General features: G+C 51.9%; 14 protein-coding genes, 1 tRNA gene and 1 pseudogene. 10 read left to right on the plus strand and 6 right to left on the minus strand.

The annotated features are described in order from the left end of the window. The first annotated feature begins 14 nt into the window (after positions 1–14). On the plus strand, positions 15–1,595 hold the full coding sequence (gene purH, locus NP596_RS08860) for a bifunctional phosphoribosylaminoimidazolecarboxamide formyltransferase/IMP cyclohydrolase (protein ID WP_256614958.1): 1,581 nt from the start codon (positions 15–17) through the stop codon (positions 1,593–1,595). 179 nt (positions 1,596–1,774) lie between these two features. Here purH and NP596_RS08865 read toward each other — a convergent pair whose 3' ends face one another. Further along, on the minus strand, positions 1,775–5,521 hold the full coding sequence (locus NP596_RS08865; RefSeq protein ID WP_256614959.1) for a PAS domain S-box protein: 3,747 nt from the start codon (positions 5,519–5,521) through the stop codon (positions 1,775–1,777). A gap of 836 nt (positions 5,522–6,357) precedes the next feature. Here NP596_RS08865 and NP596_RS08870 point away from each other — a divergent pair. From NP596_RS08870 to NP596_RS08905, 8 genes are all read left to right on the plus strand, one after another. Continuing rightward, positions 6,358–7,602: a tyrosine-type recombinase/integrase gene (locus NP596_RS08870; protein ID WP_256614972.1), complete on the plus strand. Its 1,245-nt coding sequence runs from the start codon at positions 6,358–6,360 to the stop codon at positions 7,600–7,602. A 40-nt stretch (positions 7,603–7,642) separates the two neighbouring features. Continuing rightward, positions 7,643–8,044 (plus strand): hypothetical protein, encoded by a 402-nt coding sequence (locus tag NP596_RS08875; RefSeq protein WP_256614960.1) that lies wholly within the window; start codon positions 7,643–7,645, stop codon positions 8,042–8,044. 108 nt (positions 8,045–8,152) lie between these two features. After that, on the plus strand, positions 8,153–8,371 hold the full coding sequence (locus tag NP596_RS08880; protein ID WP_256614961.1) for a hypothetical protein: 219 nt from the start codon (positions 8,153–8,155) through the stop codon (positions 8,369–8,371). Next, positions 8,371–8,616, plus strand: coding sequence for a hypothetical protein (locus NP596_RS08885; protein WP_256614962.1), 246 nt, complete (start codon positions 8,371–8,373; stop codon positions 8,614–8,616). The genes NP596_RS08880 and NP596_RS08885 overlap by 1 nt, the downstream gene beginning before the upstream one ends. Positions 8,617–8,836: 220 nt before the next feature. After that, positions 8,837–10,957: a phage/plasmid primase, P4 family gene (locus NP596_RS08890; protein ID WP_256614963.1), complete on the plus strand. Its 2,121-nt coding sequence runs from the start codon at positions 8,837–8,839 to the stop codon at positions 10,955–10,957. A gap of 139 nt (positions 10,958–11,096) precedes the next feature. Next, positions 11,097–11,363 carry a hypothetical protein gene (locus NP596_RS08895; RefSeq protein WP_256614964.1) on the plus strand — a complete coding sequence of 89 codons (267 nt, stop codon included), beginning with the start codon at positions 11,097–11,099 and terminating at the stop codon, positions 11,361–11,363. After that, on the plus strand, positions 11,360–11,560 hold the full coding sequence (locus tag NP596_RS08900) for a hypothetical protein (RefSeq protein ID WP_256614965.1): 201 nt from the start codon (positions 11,360–11,362) through the stop codon (positions 11,558–11,560). Before NP596_RS08895 ends, NP596_RS08900 begins: the two co-directional genes overlap by 4 nt. Beyond that, complete coding sequence (locus NP596_RS08905) at positions 11,550–11,750, plus strand: hypothetical protein (protein ID WP_256614966.1); 201 nt, start codon at positions 11,550–11,552, stop codon at positions 11,748–11,750. The genes NP596_RS08900 and NP596_RS08905 overlap by 11 nt, the downstream gene beginning before the upstream one ends. A gap of 104 nt (positions 11,751–11,854) precedes the next feature. Here the strand turns inward: NP596_RS08905 and NP596_RS08910 are convergent, their stop codons facing one another. The 3 genes from NP596_RS08910 to NP596_RS08920 form a co-directional block, all read right to left on the minus strand. Beyond that, complete coding sequence (locus NP596_RS08910; protein WP_256614967.1) at positions 11,855–12,460, minus strand: hypothetical protein; 606 nt, start codon at positions 12,458–12,460, stop codon at positions 11,855–11,857. Positions 12,461–12,616: 156 nt separating this feature from the next. Then, positions 12,617–12,693: transfer RNA gene (locus NP596_RS08915), tRNA-Met, on the minus strand. A gap of 117 nt (positions 12,694–12,810) precedes the next feature. Continuing rightward, positions 12,811–13,983, minus strand: coding sequence for a phosphoglycerate kinase (locus NP596_RS08920; protein WP_256614968.1), 1,173 nt, complete (start codon positions 13,981–13,983; stop codon positions 12,811–12,813). A 332-nt stretch (positions 13,984–14,315) separates the two neighbouring features. Here NP596_RS08920 and NP596_RS08925 point away from each other — a divergent pair, with 332 nt between their 5' ends. After that, on the plus strand, positions 14,316–15,638 hold the full coding sequence (locus NP596_RS08925; protein WP_256614970.1) for a cyclic di-GMP phosphodiesterase: 1,323 nt from the start codon (positions 14,316–14,318) through the stop codon (positions 15,636–15,638). 45 nt (positions 15,639–15,683) lie between these two features. Here NP596_RS08925 and NP596_RS08930 read toward each other — a convergent pair whose 3' ends face one another. Both NP596_RS08930 and NP596_RS08935 read right to left on the minus strand, forming a co-directional pair. Next, on the minus strand, positions 15,684–17,576 hold the full coding sequence (locus NP596_RS08930) for an ATP-binding cassette domain-containing protein (RefSeq protein ID WP_256614971.1): 1,893 nt from the start codon (positions 17,574–17,576) through the stop codon (positions 15,684–15,686). Then, a pseudogene (locus NP596_RS08935) lies at positions 17,567–17,888 on the minus strand (competence/damage-inducible protein A); the annotation flags it as partial. The gene NP596_RS08930 and the pseudogene NP596_RS08935, both read right to left, overlap by 10 nt.

Genomic DNA, 17,888 nt, shown 5'->3' on the forward strand with positions numbered 1-17,888 from the left:
ATCTTGAGGCTTGCATGAATATCCCTTTGGGCAACCATAAAAAAGTGACCCGGGCGCTGGTCAGCGTATCCGACAAAACCGGCGTTGTGGATTTTTGCCGGGCACTGACTGATCTGGGCATCGAATTGCTGTCCACCGGTGGCACCGCAAAACTGCTGGCGGAGCACAACATTGCGGTGACGGAAGTCTCCGACTACACCGGCTTTCCGGAAATGATGGACGGCCGGGTGAAAACCCTGCATCCCAAAGTACACGGCGGCATACTGGGCCGCCGCAGCATCGACGATGCGGTGATGGCGGCAAACGGCATCAAGCCTATCGACATGGTGGTAGTGAATCTGTATCCCTTCGAACAAACCGTGGCGAATCCTAATTGCGACCTGGACACCGCCATCGAAAACATCGACATCGGCGGCCCCAGCATGATACGCGGCGCGGCGAAAAATCATAACGACGTGGCCATCGTGGTCGACCCGGCCGACTATGAAACCATTTTGGCGGAACTGCAAGCCCATGCAACCGCGCTCAGCCACGACACCCGCTTCAAACTGGCTTTGAAAAGTTTCGAGCATACCGCCCGCTACGACACCATGATTTCCGCTTACTTAAGCAAAGTCATAGACGCCGGCAATTTCCCGGACACCCTAAACCTGCAATTCCACCGCCTGCAAAGCATGCGCTACGGCGAAAACCCGCATCAAAACGCGGCGTTTTACGGCGAGAAAAATCCGTCCGCCGGCAGCATCGCCGCCGCCAGACAATTGCAAGGCAAGGAATTGTCCTATAACAACATTGCCGATGCCGACGCGGCCCTGGAATGTGTCAAAGCCTTCGGCGAACAACCGGCCTGCGTCATCGTCAAACACGCCAACCCTTGCGGCGTCGCCATCAGCGACAGCATTCTGGACGCCTACAACTTGGCGTACGCCACCGACCCGACCTCGGCCTTCGGCGGTATCATCGCCTTTAACCGGGAACTGGACGCAGAAACCGCCGCCGAAATTGCCGGCCGCCAGTTCGTGGAAGTGATCATTGCCCCGACCGTCAGCGAAGGCGCCAAAGCCGCGCTGGCCAAAAAACAAAACGTGCGGGTACTGGAATGTGGCCATTGGGACGCCAATCCTATTGCCGCGCTGGACTTCAAACGGGTTGGCGGCGGCCTGTTGGTACAGGATAAAGACTTGGGCGGCATCACCGCCGAGGACGTTAAAGTCGTGTCAAACCGTGCACCGACTACCCAGGAAATGGCCGACTTGCTGTTCGTCTGGAAAGTGGCTAAATTCGTCAAATCCAACGCCATCGTCTACGGTAAAAACGGCCAAACCATAGGCATAGGCGCCGGTCAGATGAGCCGGGTGTATTCCGCCAAAATCGCCGGCATCAAAGCCGCCGACGAAGGCCTGGAAGTGCCGGGCTCGGTGATGGCATCCGATGCGTTCTTCCCGTTCCGCGACGGCATCGACGCCGCCGCGGCGGCCGGCATCACCGCCGTGATTCATCCCGGCGGCTCCATGCGCGACCAGGAAGTCATCGATGCCGCCAACGAACACAACATCGCCATGGTGTTGACCGGCATGCGGCATTTCAGGCATTAAGCAAGACCCGGAAAACCAGGTTGGGCTGATTGCAATACAGCCCAGCTTTTCGATTTTGTTGGGTTACGCTACGCCGACCCAACCTACATTCGACTGTTACCCCGGCCACCGGATGGAATAGGGGCGCGGCAGACAACACAAACGCCCCAACTCGCGTTTTCGCCCTTTGACCGCGCGGACTACCCTAACAAAGCTTCGAATTGCCCCACCGGCAAGGGCTGGCTAAACAAAAAGCCCTGGTAATGGGTGCAATCGTTGTTCAAAAGAAATAGCCGTTGCTCTTCCGTTTCCACGCCTTCGGCGATGACATCCAGGTTCAGGCTTTTAGCCATGGCGATAATGGTTCGCACGATAGCCTGATCGCCACTGTCGAAAGCGATATCGCGGACGAAAGACTGGTCGATCTTGAGCTGGTTCAATGGCAGTTTTTTTAGATATTGCAGCGACGAATAGCCGGTGCCGAAATCGTCCAGCGAAAACTGCACGCCGATAGCCCCCAATGCTGTCATGGTGGCAATGGTATTTTCGATTTTTTCAATCAAAATGCTTTCCGTCAGTTCCAGTTTGAGCAAACGCGGCTCAATGGCATATTCCCGAATGACCGCTTGTACTTGCGAAACGAAATCGGCTTGAAAGAACTGTTTAGGGCTGACATTTACCGACAACACCAATCCGCGGGCGGCCGGCAATTGTTGCCAGGCCTTGATTTGGGCGCACGCCTGTTCCAATACCCAGCGGCCGATGTCCAAAATCATGCCGTTTTCTTCCGCCAGCGGAATAAACTCGGCGGGAGACACCAGCCCCCGCTCGGGATGAAACCAGCGTATCAATACTTCCACGCCCACCGGACGCTGCAAAGCGTTCACCTGGATTTGGTAATAAAGCCGGAACTGTTGCCGACTGAAAGCCTTGCGTAGTTCGTTTTCCAACGAGGCCTTGGCGATCACCCTGTCCTGCATTTGCGGATCGAAAAAACACAGTGCATTACGGCCCGATGTTTTGGCCTGATACATGGCGATATCGGCCTGTTTCAACATTTCATCCGCATGCTCCGCCCCCTTAAACAGCGCGGCACCTATGCTGGGCGTGCTGATATAGTCGTGCTTGCCGAGTTTGAAAGGCCGGTTGATGGTAGCGAGAATGTTCTGCCCTATGCGCTTCGCCTGTTTTGCGGCCGCATACATATCCTCGTTTAAACCTTCCAGCATCACCACAAACTCGTCCCCGCCCAAACGGGCCACGGTGTCGTTTTCCCTGACGCAAGACTGCAAGCGGGCGGCAACTTGCTGTAGCAGCAAATCGCCCATATCGTGCCCGAGTGTGTCGTTGAGGGTTTTGAAATTATCGATATCGATAAACAATAGCGCGCCCTTCCGGCCGCTACGCAGGCATTTGGCCAGTGCCGGCTTTAAGCGCTCCTGTAACAGCCGCCGGTTGGGCAGGCCGGTCAACGGATCGTAGAATGCCAGACGCTCGATTTCTTCGGCAGCGGATTTCCTTAGCGTGATATCCGTCAAGGTACCCACATAATGCGTCACCCGCCCCTCTTGATCCTTGACGGCGTTTATCGCCAGGTATTCCGGATAAATTTCGCCGTTTTTGCGCCGATTCCAGACTTCGCCTTCCCAGGCACCGTGCTCATTAATGCGCTGCCACATCGCCGCGTAAAAATCGCTATCCTGCCGAGCCGAGTGCAGAATATTGGGATTTTTGCCTATCACGTCTTCGGGCTGATAGCCGGTGATGTCGGTAAAGGCTTTATTGACCCGCAGGATGATATTGTCGGCGTCGGTAACCATCATGCCTTCTTGCGACTCGAACACGGTGGCGGCAATCCGCAATTGGTGTTCCGCGTGTTTCCGAGCCGTAATATCGCGGGTTACCGCCAGATGCACCACCTCGCCGCCGGCCAAGGTCATGGGTACGCCGTTGGTTTCCAGCCAGCGCCGGCCGCCCTTGAGGCCTATCGCCTCATATTCCAGACGCATGTTTTCGCCGCTCAGAATACGCCTGTGTAAATCGGCATAGGCTTTTTGATGCTGGGGAGCAATCACGCCCAATACGGGGTTGCCGACTACTTGTTCCTCGCTATCGGCCTCCAGCATGACCAAACCGGCCGGATTCATTTGCAAGACTTTACCTTCGGCATCCACAATTTTGATGCATTCCGGTTCGTTCTCGATAATGGTCCGCAAATGCAATTCGCTTTCGACCAAGCGGGCTTCAATCCGTTTCCGCTCGGTAATATCGCGGGCGGCGGCAAACACGCCCAGCACCTTGCCCTGCCTGTCCCGGTACACATTGGCATTGTAGAGTACATCGGTAATCCGCCCGGATACGTGCCGAATCGCTAAGGGATAATCGGTGACAAAGCCCTCCGTGAAGACCCGGCGGTAACCTGCGCGCGCCTTGTCCGGCTCGGTAAAATAGGTGGCAAAGTCGCTGCCGACCAGCTGCTCCCTGGCCAAACCGGTGACCTGTTCCGTGGCCGTATTGACGTCGGTAATTTTACCTTCGGCGCTGATGGTGACCAAGGGATCCAGACTGGCCTCGATCAGACTGCGGGCATATTCGGCGTTTTGCCGGGCCGCATCTTCAGCCTTTTTGCGCTCGCTAATATCGATGAAGGTGGCGATCGCGCCCGTCAATACGCCATCGATAACGATGGGTTGGGACCAGTATTCCACCGGTATTGCCGTGCCGTCCTTGCGCCAAAACACCTCGTCGTCGATATGAATGTCTTTTTGCCGACGGTATGCCGTATACATCTTGCAGTCGCCGGATGGGTAATGGCGGCCGTCCGGAAAAGAATGATGGATGATTTCATGGATATGTTTGCCGATCACATCGGCACTGTCATAGCCCAAAATTCGCAGAAACGATCGATTCACGAATCTGCAATTGCCCTCCGTATCTACCCCATAAACCCCTTCCGCCATCGAATTGAGCAAGGCATCCATCTGCTGGTGGGAGTCGCGCAGCGCTTTTTCGACCCGCTTACGTTCGGTGATATCGTCTTTGACCGCCAGGTAATGCGTGACGGCACCATCCGTTTGCTGCACAGGCGAAATAAGGGCCCGTTCGATGTATTCGCTACCGTCTTTTCGCTTATTGATAAACTCGCCCTGCCAGATCCGTCCCTGCGCCAGCATATCCCACATAGCCCGATACGTCGTTGCCGGCGTTTTACCCGATTGCAGCATTCTGGGATTTCGCCCTATCGTCTCGTCGCGGCTATACCCGGTTGACTTTAAAAAGGCCGCGTTAACGAACTCGATATTGGCGGCAAGATCCGTGATGACAATCGAACTCGGGCTTTGCTCTACGGCCAACAGCAATTTTCTTAAGAACTCGTCATCGCGTTTATGCTGGGAGAGTTCCCGCATCAGCCGCAAAGTGTTGACGGACAGACTTTCGTAAACAGCAAGGATAATGTCGATCAGCACGCGCGCAGACCCGCTCATTTTTTCGCCGGCCTGTAACTTAGCGGCTTCCAGCGTTAGGCCGGAGCGCATTGCCAATACGACATGGGCTAAATATCGGTCGCTTTCCAGAATATGCCCCGCCAAACAACGGGCCAGAAAAGATAAAACTTCCTCAAGCACGACATTTTCCGCCTTGGCGGCCTGCTCTTGCTTGAACCTGAGCAGCGCGGCCGCAAACTCTTCGTGGTCCTTTTTATGCTGAACCTCAAGCCAATCCTCGGGCAGATACTGATTCCAAAGCACTTCCTCTGTCCGAAAATGATACGCGGCATAATCGGCCAGTTCGTTGAAAATGGCGTCCAATGCCGGCAGGTCGGCCTGAAAAGTCACATGGCCGGCTAACAAATTCAGTAAGCGCACCAACTTTTTATGCTGTTCGTCGATTTCGGCCACTTCCGTATTGAAATTTTCGTTCCATGGAAAAATATCAATTGAATTCATGGTGACCTTGGGGTGGGATAATGACTTATAGGCCTTAGGCATTACAGGCTGACAATGGATTTCCCGGCCGGCAATCCATCACTTGATATAAATATCGTCATTTTACAGTGGGTTGACAATTAAAACTAAACCCGCAAAAGCCCATCCGAACCAACACGGCACTTGGCTGTTTTAATAAAAATCAAACCGGGTAATTGTACGATTTATAGCTTCCGCCCTTCAAATTACGGCACTTCATTTCCCTGCCTTCCAGAAAGGGATTGGAAGAAGCCCTCAAACAAAAATTTGAAGCGAGATAACTATAGCCGGAATACATTGAACTCTTGCCGGGATTTTTCTCTTTGAAGGGAACGCTGTAAACCAGACTCAGCCAAGTTTAGTTCCGATGGATAAAATCGGCTCGGTTATATTTTTGCAGCGTCGATAATTACTTCGAATTGATTCGGCGTTTTTTGAGCCGCATAAAGCCGCGGCCGGCTTATGCTAAATAACGCCCATAAAAAAGGCCTAGGTCGTTAAACCTAAGCCTTTGATTTGTCTGGTAGCGGGGGCAGGATTTGAACCTACGACCTTCGGGTTATGAGCCCGAACAAAATAGGATTTATTGGCGTTGATACAGGTTGCTTTTTTTAGTGTAATTCAATGTTTTTCATAAAGTTATATGATTTTGTGATTGTTGCAGTATTTCTATAAATTCCCGATTGTTGATATAATTTGCTTACTATCTGCTTACTGGTTTTTCCAGTCAGACTTTCGGGAGTAGTCAAATGCGTATCAAATTCACAGCTGGCCGGGTGGAGTCATTCCAATGCGCGCCGGGTAAATCATCCGACTTTATGTGGGACACTGAGACTCCTGGCCTAGGGCTTAAAGCATCCCCTGGCGGTTCTAAGCAGTACATCCTTCAAAGCCGACTTACCTCTGGCTCACCCATCCGTATTACCATTGGTAAGCCAGCGGCTTGGAAGCTAGATTTGGCCCAAAAAGAAGCACGGCGTTTACAAGGTTTAATTGACCAAGGCCACGACCCCCGCCAGAAAAAAGCCGAACAAGCGGCACAGGACCAAGCCGCTAGAGAACAGGCAAAGGTCGAAGCCATCCGTAACACCATTACCGTTCAATCGGCCTGGAATGAATATCTTGCAAATAACACTGGCTATTGGGGCGACCGTCACCTGAGAGACCATCAAAATCTGTCACAAGCTGGCGGACAACCCAAAAAGCGCGGCACAGGCTTAACCGTTCAAGGTGTTCTCTATCCCCTGTTACAACTCCGCATGATTGATATAAACGCTGAGACTCTTACCGACTGGCAAAAGCTGGAGGCACAAACCCGCGCCAACAATGCCCGGCAAGGTTTTGAAATGTTCCGCGCGTTCTGGCGTTGGTGTGGGCAGCAAAAGGACTATAAATCACTGGTCGATGCACAGGCGGTCGAGAATCAAGACCTCAGAAAGAAAGTACCCAGCAGAAGAGCCAAAAAGCTCGATGTATTACAACGCGGCGACCTTGCCGAGTGGTTTAACGCTGTCCAACACCTCAGCAATCCAGTAATTGCCGCTTACTTGCAAGGCCTGTTACTCACTGGAGCCCGGCGCGAAGAGTTGGCCGAACTGAAATGGACCGATGTTAATTTCAAAGCGGGCGGCATGTGGGTAAAGGATAAGGTCGAAGATGAAGGCCGCATGATTCCATTGACTCCTTACCTGTCCAGCCTGATAACAGCCCTGCCCCGGCGCAATGAATGGGTATTCAGCAGCCCCGCCGCTGCCGATGGGAAACTGACAGAGCCCCGCATTGCCCACAATCGCGCACTCGATGCCGCAGGCCTGGAGCACGTCACATTGCACGGATTACGCCGCACCTTTGCCAGTCTGGCCGAGTGGGTAGAAATGCCGGTCGGTGTGGTCGCGCAAATCATGGGACACAAACCAAACGCCACCGCCGAACGGCACTACAAAAGCCGACCGCTTGAACTGTTAGCTATTTGGCACGGTAAATATGAGGCTTGGATATTGGAACAGGCAGGCGTCGAATTTGCGCAGCCCTTGCAATCGCAAGGCTTGCGTGTGGTGGCATAGTGCCTAACTACTAAATACCTAATCTCTATTGGTCACGCTTATGGACGATTTACAGCTAGAAAACAGAGAAAAGCTCAGCCGGTTCTATAGTGAACTTCGGAAGCTATCGTTCCCAACCTCCCCAATTTCAATGGAACTAGTTAATTTTGTTACGACCTCGTTTGAAAGATATTTCGAAAACGATAAAAAATCCCTAGACGATTCGTTCTCCCTAAAACCAAAAAGAGGCGCAAAAAGACTGCCTCGTGACTTTCATCTTGAAAGAGCTAAACGAATTATAAGGCTTCAAAATGAAGGCAAAACATGGATTCAAGTAGTGGATGAACTAGCAGGAAAGGATGGCATGCCAAGTGATGAACGCGAAATAAGGCGAATAGCAGAAAGATATAGGGTTGAAATTATGGCAGAATCAATAAAGCCGGAAGATTTGTTTGACGATTAATCCAATTAACTAGTAGCTGGGGGTTAAATAAGCCCAAATTACCCCCCAAGGCGCGGCACTTTATAAAAATTACCATGAGTCATCATCAACAAAAATGAGTGACTCACCATGCACAACGCCACAAATCAATCGTTTATTCCTCTTGAAGAAGTAAACAGCCCAACCGTTGCAACTGACGCCGCAGCTTATTATCTCAACCGCAAGCCACAAACGCTAAGAAAGTGGGCATGCCTTGAGAATGGCCCGATTCGCCCTGTTAGGGTTTATGGACGCCTTGCTTGGTCTGTCTCTAGCTTAAAATCTTTGGTTGCTGGGGAGGCTGCATAATGAAACTTAGCCCACGCGAAAAAAGAGCAGCTCTCGCCCTTTTGAATAATCCGATTATGCGCGAGAACCTGGACAACATCGCCGGATGTTCAAACGGGCCTGAGTTGGTGGCGGGTTTACGTAGAAAGGGCTTGGCGGTTCCGTGTGACCGTGTAGAGCGTTTCGACAAGGACGGCAACACATGCTATCCAGGCCAATACAGCTTTACTGCCGAAGATAAGCAGATTGTACGCAACTGGCTTTAAGGTGGAATTGATGCTGCAATCGTTGCGTGACTCTATGCAAGCGGCGGGTTTCGACCCGCCCGACAATATCCAACCCGGTAAGACTACTAGATTTTCAACCAACGGTAAACGCTCGGACTTGTCCGGCTGGGTTCATTTATTCGCAGACGGCCACGGTGCGGCGTTTGGCTGCTGGCGCTCTGGACACCAACACGTTTGGCAAGCAAAGCGAGATAAACCCTTGAATGCAGCCGAGCAAGCCGCCTTTAATCGCAGCATTAAGGCAGCTAGGAAAGCAGCCCTGGACGAACGTGAAGCCGGATATAAACAGGCCGCAGTAAAAGCCCTGATGGAATGGGAAGCGGCAACCCCTGCCAATGAATCGCACACGTATTTAATGCGGAAAGGCATTAAGCCGCACATGGCGCGCGTGGATGGCAACGGCTCTTTAGTGTTGCCGGTTTATGGCTCTACGGGTGAATTGCAAAGCCTGCAACGTATCGCACCTGACGGCCAAAAACGCTTTTATAGCGGCGGTCGTATGCGTCGTGGGCATGTGTGGCTAGGTGAGCCGGAAAACGACGCTACGCTGTTATTATGCGAAGGTTTCGCCACGGCTGACAGTCTGCATAGGGCCACAGGCCATGCGGTCTGTGTGTGCTTTTCTGCCGGAAATTTACGCTGCGTGGCCGAAGATGTGCGGAAGCGTTACCAATCGGCGCGCCTCTTAATTTGCGGCGACGATGACACCGAAACCGAAGGCAACCCAGGACGCACCAAGGCAACCGAAGCGGCTCAAGCTGTAGCCGCTGCCGCGGTGTTTCCAACGAATGGCGGCGACTTTAACGACTTGGCAGAATCTGCCGGACTGGAAACTGTACGCCAAGAAATTGAGGAGGCGTTTAAAGAGCTGCCCGTCGTACAAGCATCCTTCGCAGTCCCGGTATTGTCAGGTACAGATGTTCGCGACGGTACGGCAAGCACTAGGCCACTATCGGAACTCGGCAACGCTACCCGGCTGCTAGATGCTCACGGCGGAAACCTGCATTATGTCCACGATGCCAAAGCCTGGCTACATTGGCGTGATGGCGCGTGGATGTGGGACATTGACGGCGCAACGGTGCGTGGTTTAGCCGCGAGATTGCCCCAGCAGATTTACACCGAGGGCTGCTTACACTTGGCCGATGCTCAGCATTTTGCTAAATGGGCGCGTACATCGCAGAAAGAACGCACCATTGAAGCGGAAGTGTCGTTACTGATGGACTTTGACTCGGTACGTCTACCGCTGGCGCTTGTCGATGCTGACCCGTTCCGTTTGGCATTGGACTGTGGCCGCGTATCACTAGACCTCAGAACCGGAACTACTAGGCCAGCACAACAAAGCGACTTTATAACCAAGTCGCTGAACGTCAAGCAGTTGGGCAAATCTAAAGATGCGCGGCGCTGGCTAGCATTTCTGTCGCAAATCTTTGGTGATGATTTGGAGTTAATCGACTGGCTTAAACGCTGGTGCGGTTACTTGCTGACCGGCTCCACATCAGAACAAATCTTTGTATTCTGCTTTGGCTTGGGCGCAAATGGTAAAAGCGTTCTGGCTGATACCATCCGATTTATCCTTGGTGATTATGCGCGCGCCATCGCCGCCGAAACATTAACCGAATCGAAACGGCAAGCAGGCGGAGCCACGCCAGACCTAGCCGAGCTGATAGGAGCTAGGCTGGCTATGAGTTCGGAAACCGAAGATGGTAAAGCCTTGGCTGAGTCGTTAATAAAAAGCCTTGTGGCTGGCGATACCATGACCGTTCGGAAGCTTTACGCCGCACCCGTGCAATTCACGCCACAATTTAAACTGATGATGCTGGGCAACCATAAGCCCATTATTAGGGGTAACGATTACGGCATATGGCGGCGCGTTCGGTTAATTCCATTCAAAAAAACATTTAGTCCTGAACAGCGCGACCCGGCGCTATTGGAAAAACTGAGAGCCGAAGCCCCGCACATCTTGTCGTGGATGGTTGAAGGCTGTATCGAATGGCAACGGCGCGGCTTGGCTGACGTTCCGACCACCATCAGGCAAGCAACAGGCGACTATCAGGACGAACAGGACTTGATCGGGCGCTGGCTGGCTGAGTGCTGCCGGCAGTCGCCAAGTTTTGAAACATCATCAACAGATATTTATAGCAATTATAAGCAATGGTGCATCGATAACGGTTTAAAACCTGCCAATAATATAAGCCTTGGTCGTCGACTTGGTGAGCGTGGATTCAATAGCCGCAGGTCAAGCGGTTCAACACTTTGGGCAGGGCTTGCCGTGAACGATGCCAGCTATTCAGACAGTTATAAAACCGCCCGTGGCTGGTAATCGAGTGCAGATAGTGCAGATAAAGCCCGTTTTCCTAAAGTTTTCTTATATTTTTTTCCGTGAGGACTTTACTAAAAATGGCATTTATCTGCTCTATCTGCACTCAAATAAGAAATAACACCTTGTTTATGGTGAAAAAATGAGCAATAGAGAACCCGTAGAAATAGACGGCAAAACCGGCCAGCTTAATGCCCTACCCCGGCAGAAAGGTCAGCGTTACCGTTGCAAGCTGGATTCTATGAAGGATGTAAGGCGCGAAATGGCTAAGGTGTACCGTGAGGCGCGTTCCGGCTTGGTTGATATTCAGGACGCGACAAAACTAACGTGGTGTTTACAGGCTGTCGGAAAGGTTATTGAAGGCAGCGATTTAGAGAGACGCATTGAGAATCTGGAGAACAAGCAATGAGCATAAAAAATAGACTGGATAAGTTAGAACAGCGGCGTACACAGAAGGTAAGCGTGACACCCTGCAATCTTGCGCCAACCTTATCGCTTAATGCTTGGATGGCATTATTCACACCGGGCTTTACAGGCGAGCTTACTCCCGAGCAAGTCATTGAGTGCCAACAGCAGAAAGCATGGATGAAGCGCCATGAGCATTAAAACCAGAATCTCGAAAATCGAGAAAGCCAGCAATCCGGACGAATTACACATTATCATTACTAAGCCGTTTAGGGATAAACCATTGCCAAAACCGGTTATTACTGGCGCCGCTAAGGTTAGCTATCGCTATGAGGCAACCAGTGATGCCGATGCTACACTTAACATCATACTCAACAAGCCTGGGGAATGATGATGGAATTTTTTGAATGGATAGCATTTATATTTAGCAACTTAGCAAATTTGCTTTGGGGATAGCTTGGACATAAACCTTCCGCACAATTGGGAGCCAAGGGCTTATAGCCTTTTTCGCTTTTCACGGCCAGTGAATGTCAGCAACCCTAATCCGCAAGCAAATAACCAGATTGCGGCGGGAATTGGCACAGCGGTAACAGGAATCAAAGTGTAAATTCCCTGCGATATACCTACGCTACCATCGCCAATACCACCACCTGTTTGAGCAAATTCAGTGTATTGGTTGTTAAACATTTGCAAATGGGAAAGTATGCTAGGACTGTGATTGAAGAACGCGCCGTCCAAGCGAACTATATGACTATTTGCGTCTGTTGTTACCATAGGGCCAGGATATGTCGCCCCCTGCCCTCCAGGTACAAACATTGGCAAATTCGGCTCATAAATATAGGTTGTTGCGGTCTCGTGTGGATAAAAACCTTTCCCCGTTACACTGAAATTAATTAACTCCCCTTTGCTCAGGAAGTAATAGGAATTTGGAACAAGGCTTGCGCTATCAATATCGAAACCGCCAACCAAAGGCCTTATTCCTCCTGTTGGGAAGAAGTTTTCTTGCTGCATCACAATATCGTAGTGAATTAGCGCGGCTTTCGCAGGAGCCGCACCAAGCCAAAGAAAAACGCAGACCACAAAACCAATTAAATGCCTCATCTCATTGCCCCAAACATCTTTTAAGTTGTACCGGAAATCACTCGAAACGCGCCAAGTGTTGATTGATATATCCTAAATTCGCTTACTATTTGCTTACCGGAAACCTTCACGCAACAAAAAAGGCCTAGGTCGTTAAACCTAAGCCTTTGATTTGTCTGGTAGCGGGGGCAGGATTTGAACCTACGACCTTCGGGTTATGAGCCCGACGAGCTACCAAGCTGCTCCACCCCGCGATTGATTTAGTTATTATACATCTTAAAATTATTATGTCAAATCATTAGTTTAATGATTTGACTGGTTGCCGGCGCAAAACCGAAAAATCAATCACCCGCCAAGCTTATGGCCCATTATTATGCGCGCGCCATTAGGACGGAGACAGCCGGCAATTCCTTACCTTCCAAAAATTCCAGGAAGGCGCCGCCGCCGGTTGAGGTGTAGGACACTTTATCGGCAATGCCGTATTTGTCGATTGCAGCCAAGGTGTCACCACCACCGGCAATGGAAAACGCCGGGCTTTCGGCAATTGCCATGGACATGGCTTTGGTACCCTCGCCAAACTGATCGATTTCGAATACCCCGACAGGGCCGTTCCAGACAATGGTACCGGCTTTGGCCAGAATTGCCGCATACTGCTTGGCGGTTTCAGGGCCAATATCCAAAATCAGGTCGTCATCGGCCACATCGGCTACGTTTTTGACCGTCGCTTCCGCGGTTTCGGAAAATTCTTTAGCGCACACGACATCGACAGGCACCGGAATTTCGGCACCGCGCTGTTTGGCGGCGGCCATCAGGCGTTTCGCCTCGTCGATCAAATCCGCTTCGTATAAGGATTTACCCACCCCATAACCGGCCGCGGCAATAAAGGTGTTGGCAATGCCGCCGCCCACAATCAATTGATCAACTTTGGTGGACAAGGACTCTAACACGGTCAACTTCGTAGACACTTTTGAACCGCCCACAATGGCTACCAAAGGTTTTTGCGGGGTTTCCAAGGCTTTACCCAATGCATCCAGTTCGGCGGCCAATAACGGGCCGGCGCAGGCAACGGCCGCATGCTCGGCTACCGCATGAGTCGAAGCTTCCGCGCGATGCGCCGTACCGAATGCGTCCATGACGAAGATATCGCACAGCGCCGCCATTTTTTGCCCCAGTTCGGCGCTGTTTTTCTTTTCACCTTTGTTGAAACGAACGTTTTCGCACAACACAACCTCGCCACGCTTTACATCCACGCCATCCAGCCAATCCTTAACCAACCGCACAGGTTGACCCAACAACTTCGAAAAACGCTCGGCCACGGGTTGCAGACTGGAGGCTTCATCATATTCGCCTTCCGTCGGACGCCCCAAATGCGACATCAAAATGACGGCCGCACCGCCCGCCAGTGCGGCCTCAACGGTGGGAACACTCGCTTGAATACGTAAGTCACTGGTAACCTTGCCGTCCTTTACCGGCACGTTTAAATCCTGCCGGATCAATACCCGTTTACCGGCCAAATCAAGATCCACCATTCTTTTAATAGACATATACACTCCTCATTGTTAAATAAACCGCGACATTATAAGGCGTAATCTTTCGGCAAACCTCTATTAAGGAAGCATTTCAATGTGATGTTGAATCAAAGATACGCCCGCCACCATTAGACAGACTGCTGTATTCACCCTTACACGAATTGAGACATTTGTCAGAGTTATACACGAATTCAATCACTTCAAATAGTTCTCCCCAATCAATTGTGATAGCGTTACCCAACCGGAATGAGGATTGGCGTGAATGGGTTTTATTAAAACTCCCAACGCTTTTTAGCAAACATCATATACTTGGTAGACTGTCAATTAGAGATCGCTTACATTTAAATATGCTATTAAAAAAACTCTGGTCTTTCGGGAAAAAGAAAACCAAGCGCGCTAGTGATGTAGTCGAATACAGCGTGCCGGAACGCGTCTATACGCCCGTGAATCTGTTGGCGATAGGCATGTATGTTATCGAACTGGACCGCCCGTGGCTGGATAGCCCGTTTTTATTCCAAGGCTTTGAAATCAAAAACGAAAACGAGATTCGACAGCTAAAAGACTGCTGCGATTACGTTTACATAGACACCACTAGAGATCGCAAACGCCAGCCGCGCAAATCAGATAACAACGACCCGCCGGTAATCGACACCAATATAGACTTCGGCGCGCCGCCCCCCAAACTCAGCCGTTTCGACAAGGAAATCGACCGCGCGGAAGTTGTTCACAAACAAGTCGGCGAACTGGTGTCCGATTTCATGGAACGCATCGCCAAGGGAGAGGGCGTGGACACCAAGGCCGCCAAGGCCGCCGTCGCGGAATGTGTGAACAGTATTCTGCATTCGCCGGATGCGTTTTTATGGCTAAACCAGCTCAAAAACAAAGACGAATATACCGCCCAACACAGCTTGAACGTTTGCGTGCTCTCCATCGTGCTGGGCAGGCATATCAATTTTTCCATGGCCAATCTGAATAACGTCGGCTTGTGCGGCATGATGCACGACATGGGCAAAATGCTGGTGCCCTTGCACATCCTCAACAAGCCCGGCAGATTGGAGCCCGACGAAATGGAAATCATGCGTTCGCACGCCTCGCTGGGTTATGAATTGCTGAAATCCAGCCAAGACATGTATTCCGGCGCCATCGACTCGGCGCATTCGCATCATGAAACCCTGGACGGCAAAGGCTATCCCAATAAACTGAACCATAAACAACTCTCCTTGTTTACCCGCGTAGTCACGATAGCCGATATGTACGATGCCATTACCAGCGACCGGGTTTACCAAAAAGGCAGGACCCACCTGGAAGCTACCAGCATCATGTCCGACCTCAGCGGCACCCATCTTGACGGCAACTTGGTCGTCAAATTCATCGAAGCCCTAGGCGTATATCCGCCGGGTTGCGTGGTGACCATGACCAATGGCAGCATAGCCATCGTGGTGGAAATCAACGAATTCGCCAGGTTGCGCCCTAAAATTATCATCCTGCTGGACCAGGCCCAACAACCCGTGGCGGAAAAAATCATTAATCTGGCGGATATGGAACTGGATGAACAAGGCAATCTGTTGACAATTAAAGGTATTGTCAAAGCCCAGGATTACGGCATCGACATCGCTAAATATTACCAACAAGGCATTCTGCAAAAAGGTTTTGCGCAAAGCAAAACCTAACCCCGCGACCATTTGCGGGGTTTTAATGTCCAACCCGCCCAGTTGTCAACCCTGCAAGGCATCCAGCTCATCCCACCGCGCATACGCCAGCGCCAATTCAGCTTCCGCCGTCTTCAATTGCTCCAGCGTAGCCGAGACCGCATCCGGACTTTGTTTATAAAACTCGCCGCCGCCTATTTTCGCGGTCAACTCGGCTTGCAGGTTTTCCAGCTGTTCTATGCGCTCCGGCAATTGCTCCAGTTCACGCTGATCCTTGAAACTGAGTTTTTTAGTCGTTACGGTTTTCGGTTTGTCTTTTTTGACGGCTTGTTCGGCGGCCTTAACAGCCTCGGCCTCTGACTTTTTATTGCGCTCGGATAAAGCAAACCAATCGGCATAACCGCCGATATACTCGCCCACCCTGCCCTCGCCCTCGAACACCAATACGCTGGTAACGACGTTATCCAGAAACTCCCGGTCATGGCTGACCAGCAATAAGGTGCCTTGGTACTCCACCAGCTTTTCTTCCAGGATTTCCAGGGTTTCCAGATCCAGGTCGTTGGTCGGTTCGTCCATCACGATCAGATTGGCCGGCTTGGTGAACAACCGCGCCAGCAGCAAGCGGTTTTTCTCGCCACCGGACAAGCTTCTGACCGGAGAACGGGCGCGGGCCGGCGCGAACAGAAAATCCGCCAGATAGCTCATCACATGGCGCTTACCGCCAGGCAAATCGATGAACTCGCCGCCGTCCAGCACGCTGTCGGCCACCGAAATATCCGGGTCGAGCTGTTCGCGCAACTGGTCGAAATAAGCGATTTGCAAATTGGTGCCTAACTCAATGCTACCGCCGGTGGGTTGCAATTGTCCCAGCAACAGTTTCAACAAGGTGGATTTGCCGGCACCGTTGTTGCCGAGCAAACCGATCTTGTCGCCGCGTTCGATACGGATAGAGAAATCCCGAATGATGGTTTTATCGCCATAATTGAAATTCACATCGACCGCTTCCACCACTTTTTTGCCGGAAGTCTCGCCCTTATTCAGGCTCAATTTGGTGGTGCCCTGGGTATTGCGGCGTTCGGCGCGCTCCGAGCGCAGTTTTTTCAAGGCCCTGACCCGGCCTTCGTTACGGGTGCGTCTGGCCTTGATACCTTGTCTGATCCAGACTTCTTCCTTGGCCAGCTTCTTGTCGAATTCGGCGTTTTGATTGGCTTCGTCTTCCAGCGCGGCGGCTTTACGTTGCAGATAATCCTGATAATTGCCGGCCCAGGAGGTCAACTGCCCCCTATCCAGATCGATGATGCGAGTAGCCAGTTTTTGCAGAAAGGCCCGATCATGGGTGACGAACAGCACCGCGCCTTGAAACGCCAGCAATTGCTCTTCCAGCCAAGCGATACTTTCGAAATCCAGATGGTTGGTAGGCTCATCCAGCAACAGCACTTCCGGGTCGATCACCAAAGCCCGCGCCAAGGCTACCCGCCGCTTCCAGCCGCCGGACAGGCTGCCGACCTTGACATCGGCCGGCAATTGCAATTTGCTCAATACCGCTTCCACCCGGCTTTGAAACTCCCAACCGTTGTCGGCTTCCAGCTTGTGTTGCACGTCGCCCAGCGCTTGCAAGGATTGTTCGCTGCCGTCCATGTGGGTCAGCAGTTCGTGATAACGGGCGATCAAACGGCCCAATTCGCCCAGGCCGCCGGCCACGGCTTCGTAAATGGTGTCATCCGCCTCCAGATTGGGCTGTTGCTCCAGCCAAGCCAGCCGCAGTTCCGGCTGTCGCCAGATTTCGCCGTGATCGGCATGTATGTCGCCGGCGATAATTTTCATCAGCGTGGATTTGCCCTCGCCATTGCGTCCCAGCAAGCCGACCCGCTCGCCGGCATCGAGTTGAAAAGCGGCGTTGTCGAGCAGTGCGTGGGTGCCGAAGGCGATGGAAACGTTGGTTAAGCGGATTAAGGGCATGGGTTTTGTAAAGTGCGTCTGAGTAAGTCCAGGCTCAATAGCGCCGCCTGGTTTTGTTTGGTTTGGGCGCCGCCGCTCAAGCTATGTTGAGCATGAACGGCACCGGTGCCGGTTTGCAGGCAATTATAAAGGACTATGCGCTTATCCTTGTGCCGATAATCGTCCTGGCTACCCTGAAACAGCTGAACCAAGGCAAAATCGACGTTTTGCAACCTCATTAAGCGGCAGGCCAAGCGTTCGGCGGCGGCGGCCAAATCCCCCGCGCTATCCGGTTCGACAGCCAGTTGCCGCGCCGCGCCGACGGCATCCTTG

It is taken from the genome of Methylomonas rivi (genome assembly GCF_024505165.1).
GTDB lineage: Bacteria > Pseudomonadota > Gammaproteobacteria > Methylococcales > Methylomonadaceae > Methylomonas > Methylomonas rivi.

Coding starts and splice junctions, on each gene's coding strand:
- purH (WP_256614958.1), top strand. CDS start 15: ATGAATATCCCTTTGGGCAACCATAAAAAAGTGACCCGGGCGCTGGTC.
- NP596_RS08865 (WP_256614959.1), bottom strand. CDS start 5,521: ATGAATTCAATTGATATTTTTCCATGGAACGAAAATTTCAATACGGAA.
- NP596_RS08870 (WP_256614972.1), top strand. CDS start 6,358: ATGTGGGACACTGAGACTCCTGGCCTAGGGCTTAAAGCATCCCCTGGC.
- NP596_RS08875 (WP_256614960.1), top strand. CDS start 7,643: ATGGACGATTTACAGCTAGAAAACAGAGAAAAGCTCAGCCGGTTCTAT.
- NP596_RS08880 (WP_256614961.1), top strand. CDS start 8,153: ATGCACAACGCCACAAATCAATCGTTTATTCCTCTTGAAGAAGTAAAC.
- NP596_RS08885 (WP_256614962.1), top strand. CDS start 8,371: ATGAAACTTAGCCCACGCGAAAAAAGAGCAGCTCTCGCCCTTTTGAAT.
- NP596_RS08895 (WP_256614964.1), top strand. CDS start 11,097: ATGAGCAATAGAGAACCCGTAGAAATAGACGGCAAAACCGGCCAGCTT.
- NP596_RS08900 (WP_256614965.1), top strand. CDS start 11,360: ATGAGCATAAAAAATAGACTGGATAAGTTAGAACAGCGGCGTACACAG.
- NP596_RS08905 (WP_256614966.1), top strand. CDS start 11,550: ATGAGCATTAAAACCAGAATCTCGAAAATCGAGAAAGCCAGCAATCCG.
- NP596_RS08910 (WP_256614967.1), bottom strand. CDS start 12,460: ATGAGGCATTTAATTGGTTTTGTGGTCTGCGTTTTTCTTTGGCTTGGT.
- NP596_RS08920 (WP_256614968.1), bottom strand. CDS start 13,983: ATGTCTATTAAAAGAATGGTGGATCTTGATTTGGCCGGTAAACGGGTA.
- NP596_RS08925 (WP_256614970.1), top strand. CDS start 14,316: ATGCTATTAAAAAAACTCTGGTCTTTCGGGAAAAAGAAAACCAAGCGC.
- NP596_RS08930 (WP_256614971.1), bottom strand. CDS start 17,576: ATGCCCTTAATCCGCTTAACCAACGTTTCCATCGCCTTCGGCACCCAC.